Source organism: Agathobaculum sp. TL06 (assembly GCF_054658635.1).
Map to the genome: position 1 here is coordinate 39,110 of NZ_BAAGGY010000020.1, position 25,700 is coordinate 64,809.

23 protein-coding genes and 2 pseudogenes are annotated in these 25,700 nt (G+C 56.4%); 17 read left to right on the forward strand and 8 right to left on the reverse strand.

Annotation, left to right across the window (positions count from 1 at the left end; all coding sequences use genetic code 11):
- Positions 1–14 precede the first annotated feature (14 nt).
- Positions 15–596: an ECF transporter S component gene (locus ACYQ3S_RS12240; RefSeq protein ID WP_459689446.1), complete on the forward strand. Its 582-nt coding sequence runs from the start codon at positions 15–17 to the stop codon at positions 594–596.
- Positions 597–668: 72 nt separating this feature from the next.
- Here the strand turns inward: ACYQ3S_RS12240 and phnX are convergent, their stop codons facing one another.
- From phnX to pth2, 6 genes are all read right to left on the reverse strand, one after another.
- Positions 669–1,445, reverse strand: coding sequence for a phosphonoacetaldehyde hydrolase (gene phnX, locus ACYQ3S_RS12245; protein WP_459689448.1), 777 nt, complete (start codon positions 1,443–1,445; stop codon positions 669–671).
- Entirely contained in the window at positions 1,442–2,551 is a 1,110-nt protein-coding gene (gene phnW, locus ACYQ3S_RS12250; RefSeq protein WP_459689450.1) for a 2-aminoethylphosphonate--pyruvate transaminase, read from the reverse strand. The genes phnX and phnW overlap by 4 nt, the downstream gene beginning before the upstream one ends.
- A gap of 17 nt (positions 2,552–2,568) precedes the next feature.
- Complete coding sequence (locus tag ACYQ3S_RS12255; protein WP_459689452.1) at positions 2,569–3,558, reverse strand: ABC transporter substrate-binding protein; 990 nt, start codon at positions 3,556–3,558, stop codon at positions 2,569–2,571.
- Between the two features lie 74 nt (positions 3,559–3,632).
- Positions 3,633–5,264: an ABC transporter permease subunit gene (locus ACYQ3S_RS12260; RefSeq protein ID WP_459689454.1), complete on the reverse strand. Its 1,632-nt coding sequence runs from the start codon at positions 5,262–5,264 to the stop codon at positions 3,633–3,635.
- Positions 5,265–5,270: 6 nt separating this feature from the next.
- Complete coding sequence (locus ACYQ3S_RS12265) at positions 5,271–6,038, reverse strand: ABC transporter ATP-binding protein (protein WP_459689455.1); 768 nt, start codon at positions 6,036–6,038, stop codon at positions 5,271–5,273.
- A 231-nt stretch (positions 6,039–6,269) separates the two neighbouring features.
- Positions 6,270–6,692: an aminoacyl-tRNA hydrolase gene (gene pth2, locus ACYQ3S_RS12270; protein WP_459689456.1), complete on the reverse strand. Its 423-nt coding sequence runs from the start codon at positions 6,690–6,692 to the stop codon at positions 6,270–6,272.
- 530 nt (positions 6,693–7,222) lie between these two features.
- On the opposite strand from pth2, the gene ACYQ3S_RS12275 reads away from it, so the two are divergent.
- On the forward strand, positions 7,223–7,552 hold the full coding sequence (locus ACYQ3S_RS12275; protein WP_459689458.1) for a hypothetical protein: 330 nt from the start codon (positions 7,223–7,225) through the stop codon (positions 7,550–7,552).
- A gap of 559 nt (positions 7,553–8,111) precedes the next feature.
- Here the strand turns inward: ACYQ3S_RS12275 and ACYQ3S_RS12280 are convergent.
- Positions 8,112–9,755 (reverse strand): zinc-ribbon domain-containing protein, encoded by a 1,644-nt coding sequence (locus tag ACYQ3S_RS12280; RefSeq protein ID WP_459689459.1) that lies wholly within the window; start codon positions 9,753–9,755, stop codon positions 8,112–8,114.
- A gap of 144 nt (positions 9,756–9,899) precedes the next feature.
- On the reverse strand, positions 9,900–10,691 hold the full coding sequence (locus ACYQ3S_RS12285; RefSeq protein WP_459689461.1) for a Fic family protein: 792 nt from the start codon (positions 10,689–10,691) through the stop codon (positions 9,900–9,902).
- An 830-nt stretch (positions 10,692–11,521) separates the two neighbouring features.
- Here ACYQ3S_RS12285 and ACYQ3S_RS12290 point away from each other — a divergent pair.
- The 15 genes and pseudogenes from ACYQ3S_RS12290 to ant(6) form a co-directional block, all read left to right on the forward strand.
- Positions 11,522–12,463, forward strand: a complete 942-nt coding sequence (locus ACYQ3S_RS12290; RefSeq protein ID WP_459689462.1) for a ParB/RepB/Spo0J family partition protein — start codon at positions 11,522–11,524, stop codon at positions 12,461–12,463.
- Between the two features lie 72 nt (positions 12,464–12,535).
- The gene (locus ACYQ3S_RS12295) at positions 12,536–13,141 is read left to right on the forward strand and encodes a hypothetical protein (protein WP_459689464.1); all 606 of its coding nucleotides are present in this window, start codon (positions 12,536–12,538) and stop codon (positions 13,139–13,141) included.
- Positions 13,138–13,398: a DUF5720 family protein gene (locus ACYQ3S_RS12300; protein ID WP_459689465.1), complete on the forward strand. Its 261-nt coding sequence runs from the start codon at positions 13,138–13,140 to the stop codon at positions 13,396–13,398. The genes ACYQ3S_RS12295 and ACYQ3S_RS12300 overlap by 4 nt, the downstream gene beginning before the upstream one ends.
- Positions 13,399–13,419: 21 nt before the next feature.
- Positions 13,420–13,923, forward strand: coding sequence for a hypothetical protein (locus ACYQ3S_RS12305; RefSeq protein WP_459689467.1), 504 nt, complete (start codon positions 13,420–13,422; stop codon positions 13,921–13,923).
- A gap of 33 nt (positions 13,924–13,956) precedes the next feature.
- Positions 13,957–14,766: a phosphoadenosine phosphosulfate reductase domain-containing protein gene (locus tag ACYQ3S_RS12310; RefSeq protein ID WP_459689468.1), complete on the forward strand. Its 810-nt coding sequence runs from the start codon at positions 13,957–13,959 to the stop codon at positions 14,764–14,766.
- 13 nt (positions 14,767–14,779) lie between these two features.
- Complete coding sequence (locus ACYQ3S_RS12315) at positions 14,780–15,670, forward strand: DUF6017 domain-containing protein (protein WP_459689470.1); 891 nt, start codon at positions 14,780–14,782, stop codon at positions 15,668–15,670.
- 50 nt (positions 15,671–15,720) lie between these two features.
- Positions 15,721–16,065: a DUF7768 domain-containing protein gene (locus ACYQ3S_RS12320; protein WP_459689472.1), complete on the forward strand. Its 345-nt coding sequence runs from the start codon at positions 15,721–15,723 to the stop codon at positions 16,063–16,065.
- Positions 16,066–16,157: 92 nt separating this feature from the next.
- Positions 16,158–20,039 carry an S-layer homology domain-containing protein gene (locus ACYQ3S_RS12325; protein WP_459689473.1) on the forward strand — a complete coding sequence of 1,294 codons (3,882 nt, stop codon included), beginning with the start codon at positions 16,158–16,160 and terminating at the stop codon, positions 20,037–20,039.
- 59 nt (positions 20,040–20,098) lie between these two features.
- Complete coding sequence (locus ACYQ3S_RS12330) at positions 20,099–20,587, forward strand: PcfB family protein (protein WP_459689474.1); 489 nt, start codon at positions 20,099–20,101, stop codon at positions 20,585–20,587.
- Entirely contained in the window at positions 20,584–22,365 is a 1,782-nt protein-coding gene (locus ACYQ3S_RS12335; RefSeq protein WP_459689476.1) for a VirD4-like conjugal transfer protein, CD1115 family, read from the forward strand. The genes ACYQ3S_RS12330 and ACYQ3S_RS12335 overlap by 4 nt, the downstream gene beginning before the upstream one ends.
- 210 nt (positions 22,366–22,575) lie before the next feature.
- A pseudogene (locus ACYQ3S_RS12340) lies at positions 22,576–22,728 on the forward strand (Maff2 family mobile element protein); the annotation flags it as partial.
- A gap of 142 nt (positions 22,729–22,870) precedes the next feature.
- Positions 22,871–23,074: pseudogene (locus ACYQ3S_RS12345) on the forward strand (helix-turn-helix domain-containing protein); the annotation flags it as partial.
- A gap of 196 nt (positions 23,075–23,270) precedes the next feature.
- Positions 23,271–24,140: a nucleotidyltransferase domain-containing protein gene (locus ACYQ3S_RS12350; RefSeq protein ID WP_000228166.1), complete on the forward strand. Its 870-nt coding sequence runs from the start codon at positions 23,271–23,273 to the stop codon at positions 24,138–24,140.
- The gene (locus ACYQ3S_RS12355; RefSeq protein WP_459689479.1) at positions 24,121–24,777 is read left to right on the forward strand and encodes a class I SAM-dependent methyltransferase; all 657 of its coding nucleotides are present in this window, start codon (positions 24,121–24,123) and stop codon (positions 24,775–24,777) included. The genes ACYQ3S_RS12350 and ACYQ3S_RS12355 overlap by 20 nt, the downstream gene beginning before the upstream one ends.
- Before the next feature lie 32 nt (positions 24,778–24,809).
- The coding region (gene ant(6), locus ACYQ3S_RS12360) for an aminoglycoside 6-adenylyltransferase (RefSeq protein ID WP_459689480.1) at positions 24,810–25,700 on the forward strand (891 nt) is incomplete at its 3' end.

Here is a 25,700-nt window from a genome sequence, read left to right on the forward strand (position 1 = left end):
GGAGTATCCCCGCTATGAAACAGAAAACATCCAAACAGCGCATTTACGATCTGGTCCTCGCCGCACTGTGCATGGCCCTCGGCATCGTCCTTCCGTTTTTCACCGGACAGATTCCGCAGATCGGCGGCATGTTGCTGCCCATGCATCTGCCGGTCCTGCTCTGCGGCCTGCTCTGCGGCTGGCAGTACGGCGGCCTGGTGGGCTTTGTCCTTCCCCTGCTGCGGTATGCCATGTTCGGTATGCCGCCGATCTTCCCAACCGGCATCGCCATGGCCTTTGAACTGGCCGCCTACGGCATCATCGCCGGCTACCTGTACAATCACTCCCGCTGGCAGTGCGTCATATCGCTGTACCGCTCCCTGATCGCGGCGATGATCGGCGGGCGCATCGTATGGGGCGTTGTCCGTGTGCTGCTCACCGGCGTGGGCGGCGAGCCGTTTACCTGGCAGCTGTTCCTGTCCGGCGCGTTTTTGACCGCCATCCCCGGCATCATCCTCCAGCTTGTTTTCATCCCCGTGCTCATGGTCGCCCTCGACCGCACGGGCATGGTGCGTTTCCGTCGGGAAAAGAAAACCGCGGAAACCGTCCAAAGCTGATTCCCCCAATCAAAAAAGGGACGTCTTACAGACGTCCCTTTTTGTATGTCCCGCGCTTCTTTTGCAGGCCTGTCACCCGCCCAAAAACGCCGCCAGACGCGGCGCATCGGCCAGGGTGCGCAGCACGAAATGCGCGCCCGCCTCGCGGAAGCGGCGCGCGGCTTCGCGGCAGCGCGCCTCCCGTTCCTCCGGTGGAAGCGCGCGAAACGCCTCCTCGCTCAGGCCGAGCGCCGAGCTGCCTTCGATTACGCCAGCCGTCCAGACGCCCGCGTTGACGCCCTCCTGTATATCGGACACCGTATCGCCGATCTTGAGCACATTTTTCACTGAGGAGACGCCCAGCCGCCGCATGTTCTCAAAGATCATGTACGGATAGGGACGGCCCAGGCCGCCAACGCTGTCCGGACTGAGCCAGAGATCGGGCGCGTAGCCCTGCCGTGCCGCACACGGCGCGACAATCTCCATCATCGCATCCGTGTAGCCGGTCGTCGAGCCAATCCTGACGCCCATATCGCGCAGCGCGGCCGCCGCTTCGCAGGCATGCGGCTTGGGTGCGGTGAACTGCTCCAGAATGGAAAGCAGCCCAGGCTCGAACTGTGCGTAAATCGCTTCCACGTCAGCCTCTCCGGCCGGCCTGCCGTGCGCCTGCCGCCAGGCCCGCGCGATACGCTCCATCCCCAGCATTGTCCGGATATGGTCTTTTTTCAGCAGCCCCATGGGGGCGCGCGTCTCCTCCATGGTCGGCTCAACGCCGAACTGACGGAACGCCTCGATAAAGGCCTGTACCGGCGCGAAGCAGCCATAGTCCACGGTCGTACCCGCCCAGTCAAAAATCACCGCCTGTATCATGCAGTCTCCCCTTTCCTCTCACGCAGAAAATCGGAAATAATCGCGGCCAGCTTTTCGATATCCTCCTCGTAAACCTCGCCGATGGTGCCGATGCGGAACGTATCCCGCTCGGTCAGCTTGCCGGGGTAGATCGCATAGCCGCGCGCCTTGATGTACTGATAGAATTCCGGAAAGCGGAACGAAACGCCCGCCGGATAGCAAAACGTCGTGATGATCGGCGACTGGTGCTCCGGCCCGATGTAGGTGGTAAAACCGAGCTGCCGCATACGTTCGATCAGCAGGCGGTTGTTGGCCGCGTAGCGACGGTGACGCGCCGGAATGCCGCCCTCCTCCGCCAGTTCCTCCAGCGCTTTGGAAAACGCCAGCACAACATGCGTCGGCGAGGTGTAGCGCCATTTGCCGTCCCGCTCCATGCCGCGCCACTGGTCGAGCAGGTTGAGCGACAGCGAGCGCGCCTTGCCCTCGCTGGCCAGCAGGGCGGCGCGCCGGCAGAGGATAAACGAAAACCCCGGCACGCCCTGGATGCACTTGTTCGCGCTCGAAATCAGAAAATCGATGCCCCAGTCCGCGACCGGAATTTCCACGCCGCCGAACGAGCTCATCGCGTCCACGATGAATGTGCGGCCCGCCGCCTTGACCGCGGCGCCGACGGCCTGGATATCGTTCAGGATGCCGGTCGTGGTTTCACTGTGTACCATAGCCACATGCGTAATGGACGGGTCCCGCGCCAGCAGGTCCGCAACCTTGCGCGCGTCCGGCACCTTGTCGTAAGCCTCCGCATAGTGCGCATACGGGATGCGGTTCCATTCGCAGATCTGAACCTGGCGCTCCCCGTAAGCGCCGTTCGAGCAGATCAGCAGCTTATCCTGCGCGCCGACTACGCTGGACAGCACGCTTTCCACGCCGAACGTGCCGCTGCCCTGCATCAGCACCGCCGTATACTCCTGCTCGGACACCTGCGCCAGTTCCAACAGCCGGCGGCGTATTTTCTGGGTCACGGCCTTATAGTCGTCATCCCAGGTGCAGCGGTCCACCAGCATTTCCCGCTTGACCGAGTCCGTGGTCGTCAGCGGCCCCGGGGTAAGAAGCTTATAGGTTTGCGTCATAATCGGTCCCCCCTGTCTTACGGCTTGGCCGCTTCGGAAAGCGCCTGATGCGCGGAGAACAGTTCAAAGGTCAGCGGCTGGTCAAAGGTTTTGGGGTAAGCGGATTTGTTGGCGGAATCCGCGCCCTCCCCCTCGTAAAGCGGGTTGGGATAGGTCTGCTGCAGCGCCGCGCGGCCGTTCTCAATGATGCACTGCGCCATCTTCATGGCCTCCGGATTGGTCGCGTCGCCCTTGTCCAGCACGGCGACCGACTCGGTTAGGGAGAAGTTGCCCTCCGTCGGGTCGACAAAATCGATCGGCAGTCCGTCCGCCTTGTCCGCGACCGCCTGATGGCGCAGGCCGAAGCCGATAGCCACCTCGCCCGCGCGGCACAGCTTGAGCGGCGCGGAGCCGGAGGATTCGATATGGTCGCCCGCATTTTCATAGATGCCGTGCAGCACCTCCTGGGCGCCGTCCTCACCATACGCGGAGACAAGCGCCTGTATCAGCAGCCACGCGGTCGAGGAGGACTGGATATCCGTCACCGCAACCTGTCCCGCGTATTTCGGGTCGGCAAGGTCCTGCAGGCTGGCCGGCTTGTCCAGCCCCGCCTCGGCCAGCACCTCGGTATTGACGATGATCGCCCCCTCCTGCGAGGTGATCGGCGCGGTGTAGTCCGGCACGGCTTCCAGCGTGTTCACGTCAAATTCCAGCGGCAGGAACATGCCGTTCTGCTCCTGCGCGCTCTGCAGGTAAAAGGTGCTCATGGTCACCAGATCGGCCTCCAGATTCGTTCCCTCGGCAAGCAGCTTGCCGCCCAGCTCGGAGGTGCCGAACGTCTCAAAAATGTACCTGCCCTCATAGCCGTTGGCGTCCAGCGCGTTGGACATGGCGGTGATTGCCTCGTCGTCCGCGTTGGAGTAGATAATGACCTGCTCATCCGCAGCTTTCGCGCCGCAGCCCGCCAAAACGGACAGGGACAGCGAGCAGGCAAGGCCCAGCGACACCAGTTTTCTCAGTTTCATCATAATCAAATTCCTTTCCGGTCTGTTATCGTAAGCGATAGATACAAAGTTTGTTTGCAGGCGAAACGCCGGCTGCGTCACGCCTTTTTCTTCTGCGCGCTGCGGTTGGCAAGCCAGGAAAACAGCGCTTTTGCAATCAGGTTGGTAAACAGGATCAGCAGCGACAGAACGAACACTTCGTTGAACTTATTGACATATTGCAGCTGCTTGATCTCGGTCGTCAGCACCATGGTGCGCGCGCCCGCGATGAAGACCAGCGCGCTGATCGTGACCATACCGTTGATAAAGTAATAGCTGAACACCTCGATCAGGCTGGACAGCGCGTTAGGCGTGACCACGCGCAGAATGGTTTTGATCCAGCTGTCCCCCATGAGCATCGCGGTCGTCTCCCAGCCCGCATTCATTTTGGAGAGCGAGTTCTTCATCATCAGATAGGGCGTGGAAAAATAGTGGACGATGTTGCACAGGACCATCAGCGCCAGCGTGTTCTGCAGCGCCGAGCCTGAGAAGGAAAACAGGAACGCGATGCCCAGCACCATGCCCGGAATGGTGTTCGTCACAAGCGCGATGCTTTCGACCGCTTTCTTATACCCTCCCGACAGCGAGCTGCGCGCCGTAATCAGCGCGGCGCCGTAAGCCAGCAGCGTCCCGAACAGCGCGGTCAACAGCGCCGTCCAGATGGAACGCGTGTAAATACGGAGCAGGTTGCTGTCGGACAGCACCTCGCGCACATGCTCGAGCGAGAACGCCGTGCGGTACGGCCAGTCCTCCACCAGCGGCACAACAAAAATCACCGCGAACACCGCCAGCACCGCCGCCGCGATCACCGCGCCCGACACCCCCCAGCCCGCGTCGCGCGCCGTGTTCCTGCGCAGCTCCGCATCCGAAATGCGGCTGTAACGGATATTAAACCGCTCCAACAGCTGCAGCAGGCAGATGCTGCCGATCGAGGGAAGCAGCATAATCATGGCGACGACCGCGCCGCGGTTAAAATCCGGTATGCCGCCGAGCATCTGGTTATACAGCACGGTTGCCACGACCTCATACCGGCCGCCGACCGACGCCGGTATGCCGAAATCCGTGAAGCTGAGGAAAAACGCCTGGATGAACGCCCCCGCGAGCGTCCCCAGCAGCGGCCGGAGGACGCCGATCCAGAAGGTGGACAGCGCGCCATCCCCCATCACCCTGGAAACCGTCAGCGTTTTTTTATCAATGTATCCCATCGTATTGTGGATCAGCAGGAACGCGACGGGTATGGTATAGATGACATAGCCGGTCATCAGGCCGCCGAAGCCGTAGATATTGAACAATTGGAAGCCGAGCAGTTGGGTAATCAGTCCCTGCTTGCCAAACGAATAGATGATGGCAAAGCCGTAGGTGATGGTTGGGAGGAACATGGGCAGCGTCGCGGCCGCCTGCAGCATCCGTTTGCACGGACGCGGCAGGCGCGTATAGTGAATCGCATACGCGATCACAAACGCCAGCATTACCGCCGCTGCGGCCGCGGCCGCGGAAACAACAAAGCTGTTGCGCAGGGCTGCTCCAAAGCCCTTTTGCGAAAATACCGAGGCGTAGAATTCCGCGGTCAGCCCGTTTGCCCCCCAAACGGATTTGAGCAGAAGCTGCAGCGCCGGTATGGCAAGGAACACCACGAACAACACGACGATTCCGAGGAAGACGATCCGCAGTTCCCTGTTCTTGCGCATCATACCGAATCACACCGCCTTGCCGCGCGCCGCCCCGCCTCCAAACAGCGCATAGATATTGTTCCGCTTGATCTCAAGCTGGTTCAAAATGAATTTCCGCACAAAATCGTTCTGCGGCCGGCGGATGATCTCCGCGGGCTGCGCATACTGCGAAATACTTCCCTGGTCGATAATCAGCACGCGGTCGGAAAGCGTGAGCGCTTCCTCCGGATCGTGTGTGACGATGATGGTTGTCAGGTGGTACTCCTTCGCAATCGTGCGGATACGGTCCTTGATCGACTCCTTGATGACTCCGTCCAGCGCGGAGAGCGGTTCGTCGAGCAGCAGGATGCGCGGCTTCATCACCATAGTGCGCGCCAGCGCCACGCGCTGTTTCTGGCCGCCCGACAATTGATCGATGCGCTTATCCAGGTGCTCGCGCAGGCCGAGCAGGTCGATCAGTTCCTCCACCTCTTCCCGTGCGGAGATCCCCGGCCTGTTTTTCAGACCGTAAATGATATTCTTATAAACATTCAGGTTCGGGAACAGCGCGTAATCCTGAAAGACGATGTTAAAGCCCCGCTTCTCCATCGCCGTATGCGTCAGATCCTCGCCATTGTAGAGGATCTGCCCCTCGTCTGCGTCCGTGATGCCCAAAATCAGGTTGAGCAGCGTCGTCTTGCCGCAGCCGGACGGTCCCAGGATCGAAACGATCTCCCCGTCCCCTACCTGAATCGAGATATCCCTGAGCACGGGCGTCCCATCATAGGACTTTTTGATATGCTTGAGTTCCAGCACAAAAAGGCTCCTTTCCAATCTGCTTTTTCATCTGATTTTCTCGCCTAAGCAATTGTACCGGAGCGCCCTGCCAACCGCAACGAAATCCATGTAAAATAAAAGTAAGAATCCGCGCATATTTCCGCCGTCGTTTTATTTTTCCGTTTTCTTTGTATGCACAAAAAGGCAGGGTACGCAAAACCTGCGGTTTTGCGTACCCTGCCCGAAACGATTGCTTTTCCCTTTTGCCCGTTAAAACAGCGGCAGCTCCCCTGTGATCGGATCGACCTGTTCGGGCAGCGCGGGTTCGAGCGCCAGACAGGTATAGGTCGGCTGCCCATGAAATTCCGTCAGCCCGTTGTCACAAATCAGCGCGGACAGCAGACCGGCCGCTTTTGCCTTTCGGTCGATTTCAAGCAGTTCTTCCTCGGAATCGACATATACGCATACCTTGGCCACGCCTCTTGCAAACCACTCGCTCAGCGGAGTTGCCGCCCCGCCATCCGGCGCCAGCAGGATACCGCCGGCTTCCACGCGCACCTGTCCCAGCCGACGCTCCTTTTCCAGCGCCGCGAGCACAGCGGTCACGCACGCATGTCCAGCCTGTGCGGCGATTTTCCCTTTTCGCATTTTCAAGTCGCGCCGCATAACGATCATCTGCTTTGGCTTGTCCATCCTGTTGCCCCTCCGTTTTCAGGTTTATATAAATCTTATCATCAAAACCCGCTTTTGTCGATAAACGCCGCTCTCTGTCCGTCCCGCAGATAACAGATACCGGCGTTTTTCGGGAATGCGAAACGGAAACAGAAAGTTTTCAATTGGCAAACGACGGCAGCAAGAACAGCGGACAAAAAGGGCATTTAACCAATAAGGACTCCCCCTTGTCCTATCTATCAAAATAGAAAAAGGAAGGATGTACAATTATGAAAAAGCCGTTTTTATCTTTTTGCTGTCACGCTGCTGACACTTTGCGCCTGCGCGAGTTCGAACTCCACCTCGCAAGTTGTCGTCCCCTCCTCCGATGCTACCGAGGTGCAGTACGATTATTTGCTGAAAGCCGGAGAACCAACCGTGGTTTATGATATGACCTTTGATCAAATGGTTACCGTTGACCCTGCCAGTACGCGTAATGGAGCTAATACTATGTCTATTTTGAAAACTGTGTTTTTAACGGTGGCCTTACCATCGCAGGCGATTACCACGCCATGGTCAGCCTGGGAAGCAATTGCTCTTTCGGGGAGGGTTCCGTTGTCACCTGTAAAGAGGTCACTTCCGGCGCCGCCAAGGAAACCACATTGGATGACAACCTCATCAAGGTGTTCATCGCCTGTAATGGTGTCACTGTGGAAACGGAATCCGCCATCGGCGTGCTAACTGGCGGCCCCGATTTTGCCTTTAACGGCACAACATACTGCAAAACCGAACTTGCACCAGATACCGCTTACCTGGGGGTGTACAGCACATACGAGGATGACGTGATGACGTATATCAAACTCGCTATTGGTGAAGATGACAGTGTAGAATTTTTAGAATGATTAGACCATAAATCCCCCCTGCCGCCCAAAGCGGCAGGGGGGATTTCAGTTTGGTCTTCTTTTACTTTCTTGTGAATAGTCCTGCCTGTCGCCTGTATAGATGGAACGGTAAAACAGGGAGGTGTCGTTCTCCCGGAGCTGTATCCTGGGGAATTGGCGGTATATAGTTTCCTGCAGCGGTGGGAGAACCACAAAACCCACCAATGCTGGTCCAGCATCCAGGCCATTGGCAACGCGGTGGGGACGAGTGAGGATACTGTGCGCAAGTCCTCTTGGCAACGGGAGGGGCGGGGGCCTGCCTCTCCCGACAGCTTGGGACCGCTGTTCCCACTGTTTGGGCGACAAATCTTCGGTCGCTCTGAACGGTTTTCGAGGGACGAAAGTCCCGTCAGCGGGAAGATGACAGTGCAGATCGTCACGATGGTTCTACGGCCCGCAGCGGCGATATCCCCACGGACATGCTCCGCAAGATGGTCACGCCGAAACGAGGGTGAGAGATTGCATTTTGTATTCCATGAAGCAGGCGGGACTGTCTGAAACAGTTCCGCCTGTTTTGTCGCTATGACTTCCGCTGCGCTTTCTTTTCCTGGTATTTAATCTGGAGCCGGAGATATTCCTCCGGATGGCGATCCGGATGTTTCCACAGCCAGTTCGAAACGTTGCAGACGCGGATAGGCACGATCTGTCCCTCCGGTCCGTTAAAAATTCCCGTCCGTTCCGAGGCCACGGAAACCTCGTCAAAGGGAAGTTCGTTCAGGCTCTGGTTCCAAAAACTCCTCAGTCCAGGGTAACACTCTCCCAGCAAAGACGAGGGATAGCGGCTCTTCCGGCAGCAGAACGGGCAGGTGTCCGGATTCACCTTCTGCCGATTGCCCATGCTCATCCGATAGGATCTGCCGCAGCTACGGCAGACCCAGTAGAACTTGTGTAAAGCATTGGGCGCGAACATGTTGGGCGCCAACGTACCATTCCGCTGCCAGTCCCAATCTTTGGCTAACTGAGGATGCCGATCTTGAAAGCTGTGCTCTACGGCGCTACTGACATACTGGGTCAGAATTTCCAGCTCGTCCCGCTGGATGTCAACACTGGGATAGCTCTCCCTGTCTGGAAAGACCAGCCGTAGAAGCTCCAGAATTTTCTGGTTATAGTCAGAAAACGTTTGCTTCGCATAGGCGTATACTGGGACCAAGATGGGGCGGATAAGCGGAGAATTCAGCTCAGTCAGCGCCTTGGCCTCTCTCTCCCACTCCGTCACAACAAAGATCCGGTAATACCGGGATAACCGCTGGTACTTGTCCAACGACCGCTCCACTGCCTCCGTCTCCTGCTTATCCCAGGCCCGCATATGGTAATAGAGGCTGTTGTACTCCACAACAACCTGCATTTCCCGAAGCAGCACGTCGATGCTGTTTCCCCTGTCCATCTGGTTGTTCCGGACACCGCGGCTGCACTTTTTCAGGTAGTAGAAAATCGTTTGCTCCATGAACGAGGTTTTCTTGCGCTGGCCGCACCGAGGGCAGCCATCCCCTCGCCCGGTTCTGTTATACACCCACGCCTGGTAGAGATGCCCCTCGGGACAACAGAACCACAGCGGGCTTTTCTGGTAGCTGGGGCGGATGTTCCGTCCGTTCAGTCCCCCGTTCATCTCATCCACCAGCTCCTTCGCAATTTGGGGAAACCGACTGGCCAGACAACTACGCTCCGTCACCTCCCGGCTCCTGCCATTTCCGCACTCCGGACAGCGCAGCTTCCCGTCAATGTCCCTGGGGGCGATGGGCTTTGGGAAGGAGTAGCCGCATACCCCACAGCGGAAGAAGAACTTCTTGTGGGTCCCGGGCAAATATCTCTCCAGCGCCTCCGCCGGTTCGCCATTCCGCTCCGCATCCCAGAACTCCCCCGTCCAGGGGCGCTCCGCCAGCAGGCAATAGCCTGGGGACACCCGCTCTCCCTTGCAATAAGGGCAATAGGTTTTCTCCGACCGCTTCTTGATTACATTGTAGCTGCCCAGAGACAGCCGGTTCATTTTGTTGGTGCTGCCTGTCCAGGACATTCCGCATACAGGACAGCGCCACTTCCGTGTTTTTGCAGAGGAATAGGCCGCTTCCTCTGCGAACTGGCTGTTGCTCTCGTCATATAGAGCAAGAAGGCTCTCTTTCCCATGAGCCCGGCACCACGGGGCGAGCTTGTCTTTCGCCGCTCCCACCGTCTTCCTCCTTTTATTAATCCGAATTTTATCTGTTTTTTTAATATATATCCCATAAGATATGGATAGCGCTTTCCGGTGCGGAAATCAAGCCTCCGTTTTCAATTTCCCACGCAAAAGGCGCAAGCCGGCTCGTGTCCCCCCTCACATCATATGAAAATCCAAACCTTTTCTCTGCGGGGCCTCATTTTGTGACAGGCGCATGGCACGATTCCAGGTCTTTACAGTCTGCTCCTCAAGGAAAGATACAAGCGGTTCCAGAGTTTCCTGCTCATCGTATTGCTGTAGGACACTGTAATATTCTTTCTTGTCCTCTTCGTAAATGATCATAGGAGGGTAGTCGTTGATCATCAGCCAGTAGTTGAGCAGGGTCCGCCCTACGCGGCCATTCCCGTCAGCAAAGGGATGGATATTCTCGAACCGGGCGTGGAAGTAGGCACCAGCTTTCAGCGGGTCCTTCTGTCCGATGGTATTGACTTCATCCAGCAGCTCGGTCAAATCTTCTTCGACTTCATCGGGATAGGAGCCAACTTCATGGATACCTGTCACATAGTCATGTTTCTTGAAATCCCCAGGGCGCTCCTCATTCACAACATACCGCTGTTCATCATAGGTCCCCTCGGTCAATACGCGGTGGATCTCACGAATCAGAGGAATGGACAGCGGCTCTTTTTCGGGAATCTTTCTCCGCAGGAACTCATAACAAGTTTTCTGATTCTGTTGCTCAAACAACGAACGGGGACTTCCGGTATAGCCGACAACCTTGCCGTTTTCAAAGATCTCACGGGTGTCATGATACGAGATCTCCTCATTCTCTATTTTACCGGAGTGGTAGGCAAACAGAATGCGGAAACTGTCCAGCCGCAAATCCAGATCCTCTGCGGTTGTCACATGCCACGCTTGCCACTGCTCCCTTGCAATATTATACAGGCTCATCCAATCCCTCCCTATCAGCTCGTACAAAGATTATAGCACAAATCAGCGCAAATAGGGAAAATCTTTGCGGTAAAAAATGATACGATTATCCCAAGAAAAGAAATGCTGGCAAAGAAGCAGGAAGCGCTGCAAGAATCCATTAAAGAAATGGAGGACAGCGTTGCTTATATCGAATGGAAGCAAGATTTTTTATGATGATGCGAATTGACTCGCCCGGCGATCACCGTATCCCCAAACAGCAGGCGTGGTTACGGCTGCTGCAGTATCAATGAAATCCGGAACGCCAGCGATGAGAAATATCGGGAAATCAATGTAATCTGTGGGGATTGCGGAGTACCTTTCGAACGGTTATAAAATAAAGAAAGTGGGAGCCTCAGAGGTTCCTGCTAAATTGTTCTGTATGGGATATGAGGCGCTGGTTGGCGAGGGACACTTTTAGCGTTTTCTCATTTCTTTATTCGTATAGACCGGAGGGGGCAAAAGTGAACTTCCAAACGCTTACCATGCCAGCATGCCAAAACCAGGCCCGCTGGCGAGTTGTATTGCCAAGCTCACGGAAAACAGAAAAAGCCCGGAAAGGCCCACAATATCAGGCTTTCCAGGCATAGGTACAAAAGCCTTCCGATTTGGAGGGCTGTTTTTGTATTAAAGTTTGTCCCTTAATATGGTACGAGTGGTCTTATAGGATTTATCCCGAAAAGCAAGGAATATCAATGGTTTGAGGGCAATCGACAAACAGTATTTACAGTCAAAAATCAAATATCACAAACCGATTTTTGAGGGCGTTCCGTTTGGGAACGCCCTTTTTCTATTGAAGGAGGTCGTACTGGTTGAGTGATAAGATTGACCCTTCCCAGCCCCCCACTCCTAAATCCCGTTCCTCCCCGCAGAACGAAACGGTAGTGCGTCTACCGCTCACAGAGCTGCACCCCTTTAAGGGGTATCCCACCCTCCGGGGCCTCATGCCCCGGAACCAGCCCTATCTGGTGCGGGATGACGACCCCACCATGATCCAGCTTGTGGCCCGCATCAGAGAGCGGGGCGTCACCTACCCCGGCGTGGTCCGCCCGGACCCGGAGGGCGGGTATGAGATCATCTCCGGACAGCGGCGGCACCGGGCCAGTGAGCTGGCGGGCATCCCGGATATGCCCGTTATCATTCGTAATATGACGGATGAGGAGGCCGCCACCGAGCTGGTGGACAGCAATATCCAGCGGGAAGATGTGCTCCCCAGTGAACGGGCATGGGCCTACCGCCTCCGGCTGGAGGTCTCCAAGCATCAGGGAGCACGGACGGATTTAACTTCGCCGCAAATTGCGGCGAAGTTGCGCAGCGACGATGAGATCGGGAAAAGTCTCGGCATCAGCGGAGACACTCTACGCCGGTATGCCAGCCTGACAAACCTCGTCCCGCCCCTGATGAAGCTGGTGGACGAGGGCGAAATCGGCCTGAGTACGGCTTACCCTTTGGCTGCCCTTACCCATGACGAGCAACGTATGGTGCTGGACGGCATGGACTACTCCCAGAATATGCCCTCGCTTTCACAGGCCCAGCGTATAAAAAAACTCAGCCAGCAAAAGGCGCTGACCGTGGAGCAGGCGCGGGAGATTCTATTGGAGGAAAAAAAGGATGCACAGGACAAGGTGACGTTTACCAGCGACACCCTCCACAAATACTTCCCCCGCTCCTATACGCCCAAGCGGATGCAGGAGACCATCATCAAGCTGCTGGAGGCGTGGCAGAAAAAGCGCCAGCGCAGCCAGGAGAGATAATTCAATACTGGGAGCACAGCCGGACACATGGATGTTGTCCGGTTTTTTTGCGCCCAAAATCAGGAGGACACCATGTTTATCTGCACATTTCGATACAAGCCGGAGCACGTCCGCTGCTGCCTCTGCACCGAGTACAACCCCAAGGCCGGCTGTACCGCCCAGGGCTGTCCCTGGCTGGCCGAGCGGGTTGAGGCTGGTGTGGTGGGTTACTATGAGGCCGTCCAGGAGACTTTTGGGCAGCAAGGTATTCTGCCCGTCCGCCTCTGGCCGATGATCGCCAGCTTTCCCGGCACACTCTGGCGGGACAGCCAACACCCGAAGCGGATGGAGCAGGCCAAGGCCCGCCTGGGCTACTACCGCCGCCGGGACACTTCCGCCTATTATGCCGCCCTGTTTCTGCTGACCTCCAGCGCGGAACTGTGGCAGCGGACTGTCAACTGTTTCTACCGGCATGGCTTTGAGGCCGCCTACGCGGACCGCCGGGGGATTTCGCTCCAGGACTACGCCCTTCTCTCGGCGGCGCGGGACCTCTACGGCGGCACGGTCCCCACGGCCCAGGACCTGCCGGACAGGGATCTTGTGGACGACGAGGCCCTGCGCCTCATTGTCAACGCCACCTTGATTGCCCGGTATGGGCTGCCCGCCCTGGACATCCGGGAACGGGGGTCCAAGATATGAGGCAGTTCACGACACGGGGCCATGACCTGCTGGCGGTGGAGCGGTTCCGGGACGACACCCGGCACATGGTGGAGTTTGAAGTTCTCAAGGACGACAACCTCATCGCCCTGCGGGGGGAGACCGCCCGGCTGTTCCTCAGTGAACAGGGACACCAGAGGATTCTCAAAAGCCAGGAACGCAAGGAAATTCGTATTATTTGCCACGCCCTGGTGGTAGAAGGCCACATTATCAAGCCAAAAAAGAAAAAGCATCACTGATTGATGAATGGAGGGATTGTTATGTACGAGATGGACCGCCTGCGGGAGGAGATTACCCGCCTGTTTTGTGCCAGGATGGCGGAGGACGGCGACCCTTCGGAGGACGCCATGGACTACCTGGGGGACATCGACTTCCATGCCCTGACTCAGGCCGTGCGGGACAAGGCCCGGACGGTATATGCCTATACCACCCAGGGCCAGCATGAGAAGTCCTTCAACTACCGGGGGGAGGAGCTGTTCCACCAGCGGGCCACCCTGCTGTATGAGGAGATGGACCAGAGCACGGCGGAGATCGCCGTCACCACCCGGACCCTGGAGCTGTGGCTGCTGGAGGATATGAGCCTTGTCTGTGTGGCCTGTGTGCGCGTGGAGTATGAGGGCGGCGGGTATGTCACCGAATACCGCACCATCAAGGGAGACCCGGCGCGGAGCGAGATGTGCCTGGACCTGGATGATCTGTCCGAGGCCCTGGACGAGCTATGCGGCCCTTGTTTTGAGAATGAGCAGCCGGTCTATGAGCTGTAATCGGAAAAGGAGGTCTGAAAGGCGTGCCCATGAATGGGCGCTGCTGTTACACCCAAAGATGATTTCCATGCCATCAGCCTGAGCGGTGGCAAAGATTCCACCTGCCTTACTTTGCTGATGATCGAGCGCGGCCTGCCCATTGACGCGGTAATTTGGGCGGATACCGGCATGGAGTTCCCGGAGATGTACGGCCACATCGCCAAGGTAGACGAGTACCTGTTCCGGGAGCGTGGCCTGCATATCACCGCCCTGCGCTCCCCCAAGAGCTTCGAGTACATGATGTTCGAGGAACCGAAACAGAAGCCGTCCTGCCTGGAAAACCGGGCACGGCTGGGCATCCCGCCCTACGGCAACGGCTGGCCGGGCATCAAGGTCCGCTGGTGTACCGGCCAGCTCAAGACCCACCTTATCAGCAAGGAGGTCAACCGGCTCAAGGGGGCGCACCAGCTTCAGCAATATGTGGGGATTGCGGCGGACGAGGCGTGGCGGTGCAAGGGCCTCAACTATCCCCTGGTGGACTGGGGCATCACCGAGGCCCAGGCCCTGCAACTGTGCTATGACCGGGGCTTTGACTTCGGCGGCCTCTATGAGATTTATCACCGGGCCTCCTGCTGGTGCTGCCCCTTCCAGCGGATTGGGGCGCTGCGGAGCCTGCGGCGGCACCACCCGGAGCTGTGGGCACGGCTGCTGGATCTGGACAACCGGGCCAGGGCGCAGTTTGGCCCCAGCCCCCTGGGGCAGTTCAAATCCAACTGGAGCGTTGCCCGGCTGGAGGAACGGTTTGCCCGCGAGAAGGCGCAGACCGCCCCCATCCAGCCCAACGCCCCTAACGACGCTACATAGGAAGTGACAGAACATGGCAGTTTTCCGCATAGAACGGACGCGGGACTATACCGTAATGAGCAACCACCACCTGAAGGACACGGCCCTGAGCTTGAAAGCCAAGGGTCTGCTGTCCATGATGCTCTCCCTGCCAGACGAGTGGAACTACACCACCCGGGGCCTTGCGGCCATCTGCAAGGAGGGCGTGGACGCCATTGGCGGGGCGCTGCGGGAGCTGGAAAAGGCGGGCTACATCGTTCGCCGCCAGCTTCGAGGCCCCGGCGGGCGCATCAGCGACACCGAGTACACCATCTACGAGAAGCCCCGCCCCGCTGCGGAGGAACCGCCAGAGGAACCGGGACCAGATACGCCTCCGCCAGATACGGACGCACCAGATACGGAAAACCCGTATCTGGTGGAGCCGGATATGGGGGAACCATCTACGGAAAAGCCCGCAGAATTAAATACTAAGAGATCAAATACTCAAAAATCAAATACGCATCTATCAAGATCAAGCACTCATTCATTCGTTCTTTCTGCGCCTGCGGCGGAAGGAATGACGGACGTGTATGAGAAGCGAAAGGAGATTCGGGAACAGATTGAGTATGACCTGATTTGTACCCCTGTCAACCGGACCCAGGTGGACGAGTTCGTGGAGATTATGCTGGAGGTAGCCATGACCCGCAGCCCCACGATCAAGATCGGGCGGGACGCGGAGTATCCCACCGCCTTTGTCCAACAGCGGTTTGAGCAGATCACCTCCAGCCACATCGAAAAGGTGCTGGACGGCATCAGCGAGAACACCACCCGCGTCTGGAACACCAAGGCTTATCTGCTGGCCGCCCTGTTCAATGCACCCAGCTCTACAGACAATCACTACACCATGCTGGTCAACCACGATTTCCACCACGACTACGGCGGCTGAACGGGCCGCCTTATTTTATGCCCGGAATGGCCGGGAGAAAGGATTTGCCTATGAAACGGCCTCTGGCTTATATCACCGCCCCCTGGGGCGGGAACGAGTTCGAGAACACGGAGAACGCCGCCCGCTGGTGCCGTCAGGTGTACGACGCGGGCTTCTCCCCAGTCTGCCCCCTGCTGTTCCTGCCCCTGTTCCTGAAGGACAGTATCCCCCAGGAGCACAAGGACGGTATCGACATGGCGCGGGACTACCTGCGGAGGGCCCGTGTGCTGGTGGTCTGCGGCGGCAAGGTGGACGAGACGGTAAAGAACGACATCGCCACCGCCGAGCGCCTGCGGATCACCGCCACTACCCTGGACGGCATCCTCACCGTCAAGGGCCAGGGGCGGAGTCAGTGACCTGCCGCTGGCCTCGGGTCCGGGGACCTCCCCAGGCCCAAAGCACCACCCCAAACCAACTATGAGTTTGATACAAAGGAGGGAAACCACCCATGAAACCCAAACACACCCGGCTGCGCTCCCTGCTGGCCTCGCTCCTGGCCGTGGCGATGCTGTTCTCCCTGATGCCCACAGCTTTTGCGGGGCAGGAGGACGGCTACCACGATCCCGCCGAGCATTGGCAGGAGGCGCTCAACCGTACCAATGAGCTGGACGCCAACTCCGTTGTGACCATTGAGACCTTCCACTGCTGCGTATGTGACCAGGACACCTCGTTCCAAGTGTTCCGTGTGCCGGAGTACACCCGCAACGGGGAGACGGCCCTGACCCGCAACGTGAAGTATTCGGATGGCACCTGCCTGGACGGGGAGAGCAAGGGCGACCTGCTGGACGGCACCCCCGGCGTGGATGCCTACTACACCGGCTACCACTGGACGAAGGCGGTCTGTGAGACCTGTGGCACCTTTAACACCAACATGGGTGCCACCAATTACTCCTGTGACAAAAACGTGTATTGGCTCTATGACTGCGCGGAGGACTTCTTCGAGGAGCTGCCGGAGACGCAGACCATTGAGCAGGTGGACAGCGGGTATCACCGCGTCACTACCACCAGCGGAAGCTACTGCGGCTTCTGCTACGGCACCTTCAAGGAAGAAAGCTCTACCCTGGAGCGCCACCACATGGACAGTGCCATTCGTCCGGAGTTGGCCCATGACCGCTTTGTGGAGATGGACGCCTGTGAGGACTGCGGCTATGCCGAAACCGCCTACACCGCCGCCAAAGCTGTGATTGCAGATTACTTCGGCGTGGTGGACGGCCAGCCCCACACCGTCACCGTGTCAGATCTATCTGACGCGGGAGTGACCACGGCCATCCGCTACGGCAACGAGGCCAATTCCTGCACCCTGACTTCGGCTCCCAATTACACCGAGGCTGGGGACTATCCCGTGTACTACGAGATCACCTACACCTACCACGACACCGACATGGTGGAGGACGGCGTGGCCTTCGTCCACCTGCGGGACGAAACCACCGTCGAGGACGGCTCTTGCTCCTGCGGCTGCGGCAATCCCAACTGCGGGTGCCAAGACCCGGACTGTGACGGCTGCTGCTGTGAGGACAAGGGCTGCGGCGATAACCACAACTGGGTGTTGCTGGACAGCGTGGACCCCACCTGCCTGACCCTGGGCTATGACCGCTACCTCTGCATCGAGTGCGGCATGATTGAAAAGCGGGACTATGAGGCGGCCCTGGGCCACGCCTATCAGAGCTCCGTCATCCGGGAGGCCACCTGCGAGACCCCCGGCAAGACGCTGGACATCTGCCAGCGGTGCGGCGATACCAAGGAAACCACCATCCCCCAGGGGGAGCATGAGTTCTCCACATCCACCATCGCCGCCACTTGTACCAGCCCCGGCTACACCCTGCGGGAGTGTGCGGTCTGCGGGGAGCGCCATATTGAGGACATTACCCCGGCGCTGGCCCACAACTATGTGAGCAAGACCACCCCGGCCACCTGTGAGGGTGGCGGCAAGACCATCCATCTCTGTGAGGGCTGCGGTTCCAGCTTTATCACCGACTACACCTCCCCCCTGGGCCATAGCTGGGATGAGGGCAAGGAGATCACCGGGGCCACCTGCACCGGCGAAGGCATGACCGAGTACACCTGTGTCCGCTGCGGCGCGACCCGACTGGAGGGCGACCCCGCTGCGGGCCATGTGCCCGGCACTCCTGCTACCTGCACCGAGCCCCAGCTCTGCGAGAAGTGCGGCGCGGTGATTGAAAACGCCCTGGGCCACGACTACCAAGAGGAAGTCACCGCGCCCACCTGCACGGAAATGGGCCATACCACCTACACCTGCTCCCGCTGCGGCGATACCTATGATGGGGCCTATACAGATCCCACCGGCCACACCCCCAGCGATTGGATTGTGGACGTGGAGCCCACCACGGGCAGCGAGGGCAGCCGCCACAAGGAGTGTACCGTCTGCGGCGAGGTGCTGGAGACGGAGGAGCTGGAACAGCTCTACAACCAGGCCACCACGGATTCCCAGGGCGAGGCCGTTGTGGGCCGGTATCTGGTGATCGTCACCGACACCGACACCACCGACCCTGTTGCCAATGCCACCGTCACCCTCCATGGGGATGATACCATCTCCATCCGCCTGCCCAATTCCCGTCTGCTGGATTACGATGACCAGACCACTGTAACCGTCCTGCTGTCCGAGACGGAGACGCCGGTAGAGGGTATGACAATCGCTGTCACCGACAAGAACGCCAACTCCTGCGGCGGCGCCACCGATGCCGCAGGCCAGCTCACGGTCCCTGATACCATCGGCACCACGGACGGCGATGGCAGCGCCACCGTGGGCTGGGAGGACGCCGACGGCAACCGCCAAACCCTCACGATCACGGTGGAGCGCACCGAGACCGGGCGGCCCATCCAGGGCAGCGAGGTCAGCATGGGCACCACTGGCAACATCACCGTGAACCTGCCGGATGGCCAGGACATGGACGCCAGGAACCGTGTCACGATTACTGTCACCGACAATGAGAATACCCCCCAGGCCGATAGAACAGTCATTGTCAAGGCTGACCTGGGCGGCACGGCCCAGGGGCAGACCAACAAGGACGGCAAGCTGACGGTCCCCTCGGTGGAGAGCGCCTACACCGATGAAAACGGCGAAGCCGTGGTGGGCCAGTACACCGTTATCGTCACGGACATGGAGAAGGCCCCCATTAAGGGTGCGCTGGTGACGCTGCTGCCCGGTGAGGACGAGGCCAAGGACGCCTTTACGGTTCTTCTGCCGGATGGCCGCCTGCTGGATGGCAACGACCAGACTGTGGTGACGGTCCTGCTGCCCGATACCACCCCCGCCAAGGGGCTGAATGTGGAGGTGTCCGACGCCAAGGACAACCACGCCGCCAAGGATACCGACAAGAGCGGCCAGATTATCGTCCCCGATGCCTCCGGCACCGCCGGCGAGATCATCGGCACCGACACGGGCAACCCGGACAAGTCCAACACCGTCAATGTGGACGTGACAGACCAGGACGGCAAGCCGGTGGACGGTGCGGAGATTGCCGTGGACGAGGATGGCGAAGTGTCCGTCACCCTGCCCGGCGAGTTCGACTTTGACGAGGACGGCCCCGTGACCGTCACTGTCACAGACAACCAGGGCGAGGCCAAGCCCGATGTGCCTGTCACCGTCACCGACGGCACCGGCACCACCGCCGCCGGTGAGACGGGCAAGGACGGCGCTGTGACCCTGCCGGACGAGTACCACTTCGCCTACATCGTAGGCTATGGAGATGGCACGGTTGGCCCGGACCGCAACATGAGCCGCGCCGAGGCTGCCGCCATTTTCGCCCGCATCCTCTCCGAGACCAGGGGCGAGGATCTGCCGGACGGGCGCTCCAGCCGGTTCCCCGATGTGGACCCCGACGCCTGGTATGCCGGTTATGTGGTCTATCTGGAGCAGCTGGGCGTGGTGGTCGGCTACGATGACGGCAAGTTCCACGCCGAGGCCAGCATCACCCGAGAGCAGTTTGTCACCGTCTGCGCCCGACTGGCCAACTGGATGGAGCTGGAGACCTATGAGACGGATCAGGGCTCCTTCCCCGACGTGACGCGGGACCACTGGGCGGCCCGGTATATCCGGGAGGCTGCCCGGAACGGCTGGATCGTGGGCTACCCGGACGGTCTGTTCCACGGCGGCGACCAGAGCACCCGCGCCGAGGTCGTCACCATTGTCAACCGGATGCTGGGCCGGGTGGCGGATGAGACCTATATCCGCCGCAACGAGGACGAGCTGAACACCTTCCACGACCTCCAGAATCCCCACTATTGGGCCTACTACGACCTGATGGAGGCTGCCAACGGCCACACCATCGTCACCGGAGCGGAAAACGAGATCTGGCATGAGGTGAAGTGAGGTTCTCCAGGGCGGCCCGGCAGGGCCGCCCTTCCTCCTGAGCATGGGAGGTGGTAGAAATGCAGGAGGAAGTGGAGAACAAAACACTGACGCTGATTGTCAGCGGCACCAAGTTCACCGGACGGCTGCTCAAGGCGGCAATCTCCAAATACGCCGCCCACCGCCGCAATGTGAAGCTGGACAAGCAGCGCAGGCGGGAGACTCCGGTAGTCCACCGGGGCAGGCAGACGGTAAAGCAGCTCACCCACCAGAACCAGGGGGTCAGCAGCATCGACTTCCAGGACAAGGACATCCGCCGCTTTGACCAAATCGCCCGGAAGTATGGCGTGGACTATGCGATCAGAAAGGATCGGACCGCCACCCCACCCAAGTACCTGATTTTCTTCAAGGGCCGGGACACTGACGCCATCAACGCCGCGTTCCAGGAATACCTGGGCCAGAAGGTCCGCAGGGCCTCCCGTCCCTCGGTGCTGGAGAAGCTGGAGCGGTTCAAGGGATTGGCCAGGAACACCGCCGAGAAGGTACGAAAGCAGGTGCTGGAGCGGTGAAACAGGTCAATTTGAAAAAGTACCTTCTTCCCAATCTGCCCTATGTGCTGATTGCCCTCTATGCCACCAAGCTGGGTCAGGCGTGGAGGCTGGCCCCCGGCGCGGACGCCTCGGCCAAGCTGCTGGGGCTGCTGGACGGCTTTGCCGCCGCGTTCCAATCCGCGCTCCCCAGCTTCCACCCCCTGGACCTGCTGGTGGGACTGTGCTGTGGTGCCGCCCTGCGGCTGGCGGTCTATATCAAGGGCAAGAACGCCAAGAAATACTGCAAGGGGGCGGAGTACGGCAGCGCCCGCTGGGGCACCAAGGAGGACATTCGCCCTTTCATGGACCCCATCTTTGAGAACAACGTGATCCTGACGGCCACGGAGTTTTTGACCATGAACAACCGGCCCAAGGACCCCAAGACCGCCAGGAACAAAAATTTTCTCATTATCGGCGGGAGCGGCAGCGGCAAGACCCGCTTTGTGCTCAAGCCCAACCTGATGCAATGTGACAGCGAAAAATATCCCTGCTCCTTCGTGGTCACAGACCCCAAGGGCAGCGTGGTGATCGAGTGTGGGAAGATGCTGCGCCGCAAGGGCTATCGCATCAAAATTATGAACACCATCAATTTCAAAAAATCCCACCACTACAACCCCTTCGCCTATATCCACAGCGAGAAGGATATTTTGAAGCTGGTCAACTGCCTCATGGTGAACACCAAGGGAGAGGGTAAATCCGGGGACGATTTCTGGCAGAAGGCCGAGACCCTGCTCTACACGGCGCTCATCGGCTACATCCACTACGAGGCTCCTGTCGAGGAACAGAACTTCGCCACCCTGCTGGAGTTCATCAACGCCATGGAGGTCCGGGAGGACGACGAGGAGTTCAAGAACCCCGTAGACCTGATGTTTGACGAGCTGAAGGAGCGGGACCCCGGCCACTTCGCCGTCCGGCAATATGCCAAATATAAGCTGGCGGCGGGCAAAACAGCCAAGTCGATCCTGGTGAGCTGCGGTGCCCGGCTGGCCCCCTTCGATATTGGGGAGCTGCGGGAGCTGACCGCCTATGACGAGCTGGAGCTGGACACCCTGGGGGACCGCAAGACCGCCCTGTTCTTCATTATGAGCGACACGGACGACACCTTTAATTTCTTAATCAGCATGGCCTATACCCAGCTTTTCAACCTGCTGTGCGAAAAAGCCGACGACGTGTACGGCGGGCGGCTTCCGGTCCATGTGCGCTGCCTCATCGACGAGGCGGCCAACATCGGACAGATCCCCCGGCTGGAGAAATTGGTGGCAACCATCCGAAGCCGTGAGATTTCCGCCTGCCTGTTCCTCCAGGCACAGTCCCAGTTGAAAGCCCTCTATAAGGACAACGCCGACACCATCATCGGCAATATGGACGCGAGGCTGTTCCTGGGCGGATCGGAGCCCACAACCCTCAAGGAGCTGTCTGCTGCCCTGGGCAAGGAGACCATCGACACGTTCAATACCGGCGAGAGCCGGGGGCGGGAGCTGTCCCACTCCATCAATTATCAAAAATTGGGGAAGGACCTTGCCAGCGTGGATGAGCTGGCCGTCCTGGACGGCGGCAAGTGCATCCTCCAGCTCCGGGGCGTCCGGCCCTTTTTGTCCAACAAGTACGACATCACCAAGCACCCCAACTACATCTATCTGGCTGACTACGACGAGAAAAACACCTTTGACATCGAGCGTTTTCTGTCCACCCGGCTAAAGCTCAAGGCCAACGAGGTCTGCGACGTGTACGAGATCGACGCCGCAGACGAGGAATGATGTTCCGCTGAGAGAGGAGTGATTTGATCTACTCGCCGCAACTGCCTCCCCGGAGGCCCTGGCGTACAAAGCGGACAGTCACAACAAAATTTTGAAAAAAGGAGGACGCCGGAATCGAGGCCGCCGTATGGCGCGGCAGACTGTTCCGGCTTTTGTATGCCTATGACACATGACTGAACCTAATATAGAGATTCCGGCAAGAAGCTGTCTATGGAATTTTTCAACAGCGCAATCGAAGTGCTCCAAACCCTGGTGATCGCCCTGGGCGCTGGCCTGGGTGTGTGGGGCGTGATTAACCTTCTGGAAGGTTATGGTAACGACAATCCAGGTGCAAAAAGCCAAGGCATGAAGCAGCTCATGGCTAAGTAGATGTAATCAAGAGAAGAAAGGAAAAGCACAATCCAGACGGAACCGGCGGTTGTATCAAGAAATGTTTGTGGAATAGCAAGAACTTTGATATAATAGGAGCAGGAACCCCGGAACCGGGAGAAAGGCAGGAGGATAAATGCACATAAGCTATAAACCCCTCTGGCATACGCTGGTTGAGCGCAATATGAGAAAAGAGGACTTGCGGATTGCCGCCGGTCTTACCACAAATATGATTGCTAATATGGGAAAAGGGAAAAATATCAGCATGGAAACGCTGGTTCGTATCTGCGAATCCTTGAATTGTGGCATTCTGGATGTGATTGAATTAGAAAATGATGAAATCGAAAAACCCCAAAAATAAAACAATGTGCTGAAATGGAGAAAAATAAAAGTGAAGAAAAAAATCAGAATCATTCTTATAATGTGCTTATTAGCTATCTTTTGTGAAATTAAAAAAATTATAAATATGTTGAGTAGAAGCAAAAGATTTGGCTTGGAATTTTTACAGCAGTGAATCGATAAAAGGAGCATGCTTGATGGTAGATAATATTATTAAATCAGTAGCAGAGAAATTATCCTCTCTGTCTTATATAGAAGGTATTGTTTTAGGTGGTTCACGTGCAAGGGGCACCCATACAGAGGATTCGGATATAGATATCGGCATCTATTACAATTCAGAATCATTTGACATAAATACTATTAATCAATTCGCTACAAAGCTGGATGATGAGCATAGAAATAACCTTGTTGTACCTCCCGGAGCATGGGGTGATTGGATTAATGGCGGCGGATGGTTAGTCATAAACGGGTATCATGTGGATTTAATTTTACGTGATATTAAACGTGTGGAACAAATAATGAAAGATACAGAGCACGGAATTGTTACTGCCAATTATCAGACTGGGCATCCCCATGGTTATATTAGTGCAATGTATCGAGGAGAATTAGCGATTAGCAAAATACTATATGCTAAGAATGAAAGCTTATGCGAATTAAAAAAACAGGCAGAAACTTATCCCAATGCTTTGCAGAAAAGTTTAGTTAACTTTTTTATGTTTGAAGCAGGGTTCTCTTTAATGTTTGTAAAAGCAAATTCGGGAACAGACGATAAATATTATATTGCGGGTCATGTTTTTCGTATAGTTTCATGTTTAAATCAAGTGTTATTTGCATGTAATAATGCTTATTGTATCAACGAAAAGAAAGCTATAAAACTGCTTGAAACTTTTGAACATAAACCTGAAAAATATACCGAGAAGGTAAATCATATTTTTGAAGTACTCGGTATCTCACTTTTTGAATGCTACGACATGACCGAGAAGCTTTATAATGAAGTGAATGAAATTGTATCGGAGATAAATAACTTTTTAAACGAGGAGAGTTCAGATGAAAGAAAACAAATATGATGATAATATATTTTTTCAAAAATACAGTCAAATGAGTCGCTCGCAGAAAGGACTGGCTGGTGCGGGAGAATGGGAGACTTTGAAAAAGATGCTACCTGATTTTAAGGGTAAGCGTGTGCTTGATTTAGGATGCGGCTATGGATGGCACTGTATATATGCGATGGAAAACGGTGCTTCCTCTGTAGTAGGTGTTGATATTTCTCATAAAATGCTCGAAGTAGCAAAAGGAAAAACCCATTTTCCACAGATTGAATATGAATGCTGTGCCATAGAAGATGTGGATTTCCCAGAGGAGAGCTTTGATGTAATACTAAGTTCGCTTGCGTTTCATTATGTAGCAGTTTTTACTGCTCATGGAACACAAGACTGGTATTATAACGAAAAAGGAGAAATACTGCATTTCCCGGTGGACAATTATTATTATGAGGGCAAACGGACAGCTATGTTTTTGGAAGAAAAGGTTACAAAATATCATAGAACACTGACCACATATCTAAATACACTGCTTTCAAATAGTTTTATAATAAATCAGATTGTGGAGCCACAGCCGCCAGAGAACATGATGGATATTCCGGGGATGGCGGATGAAATGCGACGCCCAATGATGCTGATTGTATCGGCAAAAAAGAAGATGTAATAATATAGAAAAAATAAACGAGGAGTATGTAAATGAGATCAGAAAAAGAAATGATGGATTTAGTACTTTCTTTAGCAGAACAGGATGAACGTATTCGAATTGTGACCCTTGAGGGGTCACGCGCAAATATTAATATACCTAAGGACGAATTCCAGGATTATGATGTCACATACTTCGTAACAGATGTGGAATCCTTTACTTTAAAGGATGAATGGCTTAAAAGCTTCGGGAATATTATAATGATGCAAAAACCGGAGGATATGGAACTATTCCCGGCTGAAGAGAAAGGCTACTCCTATATAATACTTTTTGATGATTATAATAAAATAGACCTTACCTTATTGCCCCTGGAAGAGTTGGGAAACTACCTGAATGACGATAAATTGATAAAGATTATTCTGGATAAGGATGGAAGGATTCAGCAAGCTGTAGTTCCGACCGACATGGATTATCATATAAGAAAACCCAGTGCCCGGGAATACGATGACTGCTGCAATGAATTCTGGAACACCACTACCTATGTGGTTAAGGGACTGTGCCGTAAGGAAATTTTATTTGCTATTGATCATTTTAATCAGATTGTTCGCCATGAGCTGCTGAGAATGATATCATGGAAGGTCGGCATCGAAACAGGCTTTAAATTAAGTGTAGGCAAGAACTATAAGTTTATTGAAAGGTATATATCCGAGGATTTGTGGGAGAAACTTTTGTCCACCTACCGGATGGATTCCTATGAAAACATATGGGAAGCATTATTTCTATGCCATCAATTGTTCAGGGCGGTATCCGGTGAGGTGGCGGAGCTGTCGTATTTCCTGTTGTTTTCCATGTTCCCGCTGCTGATGTTTGTCAACTCGGTTCTGGCACAGCTCGATATTTCGATCGAGAGCATACAGCCCGTGCTGGAGCTGCTGCCCAAGAGC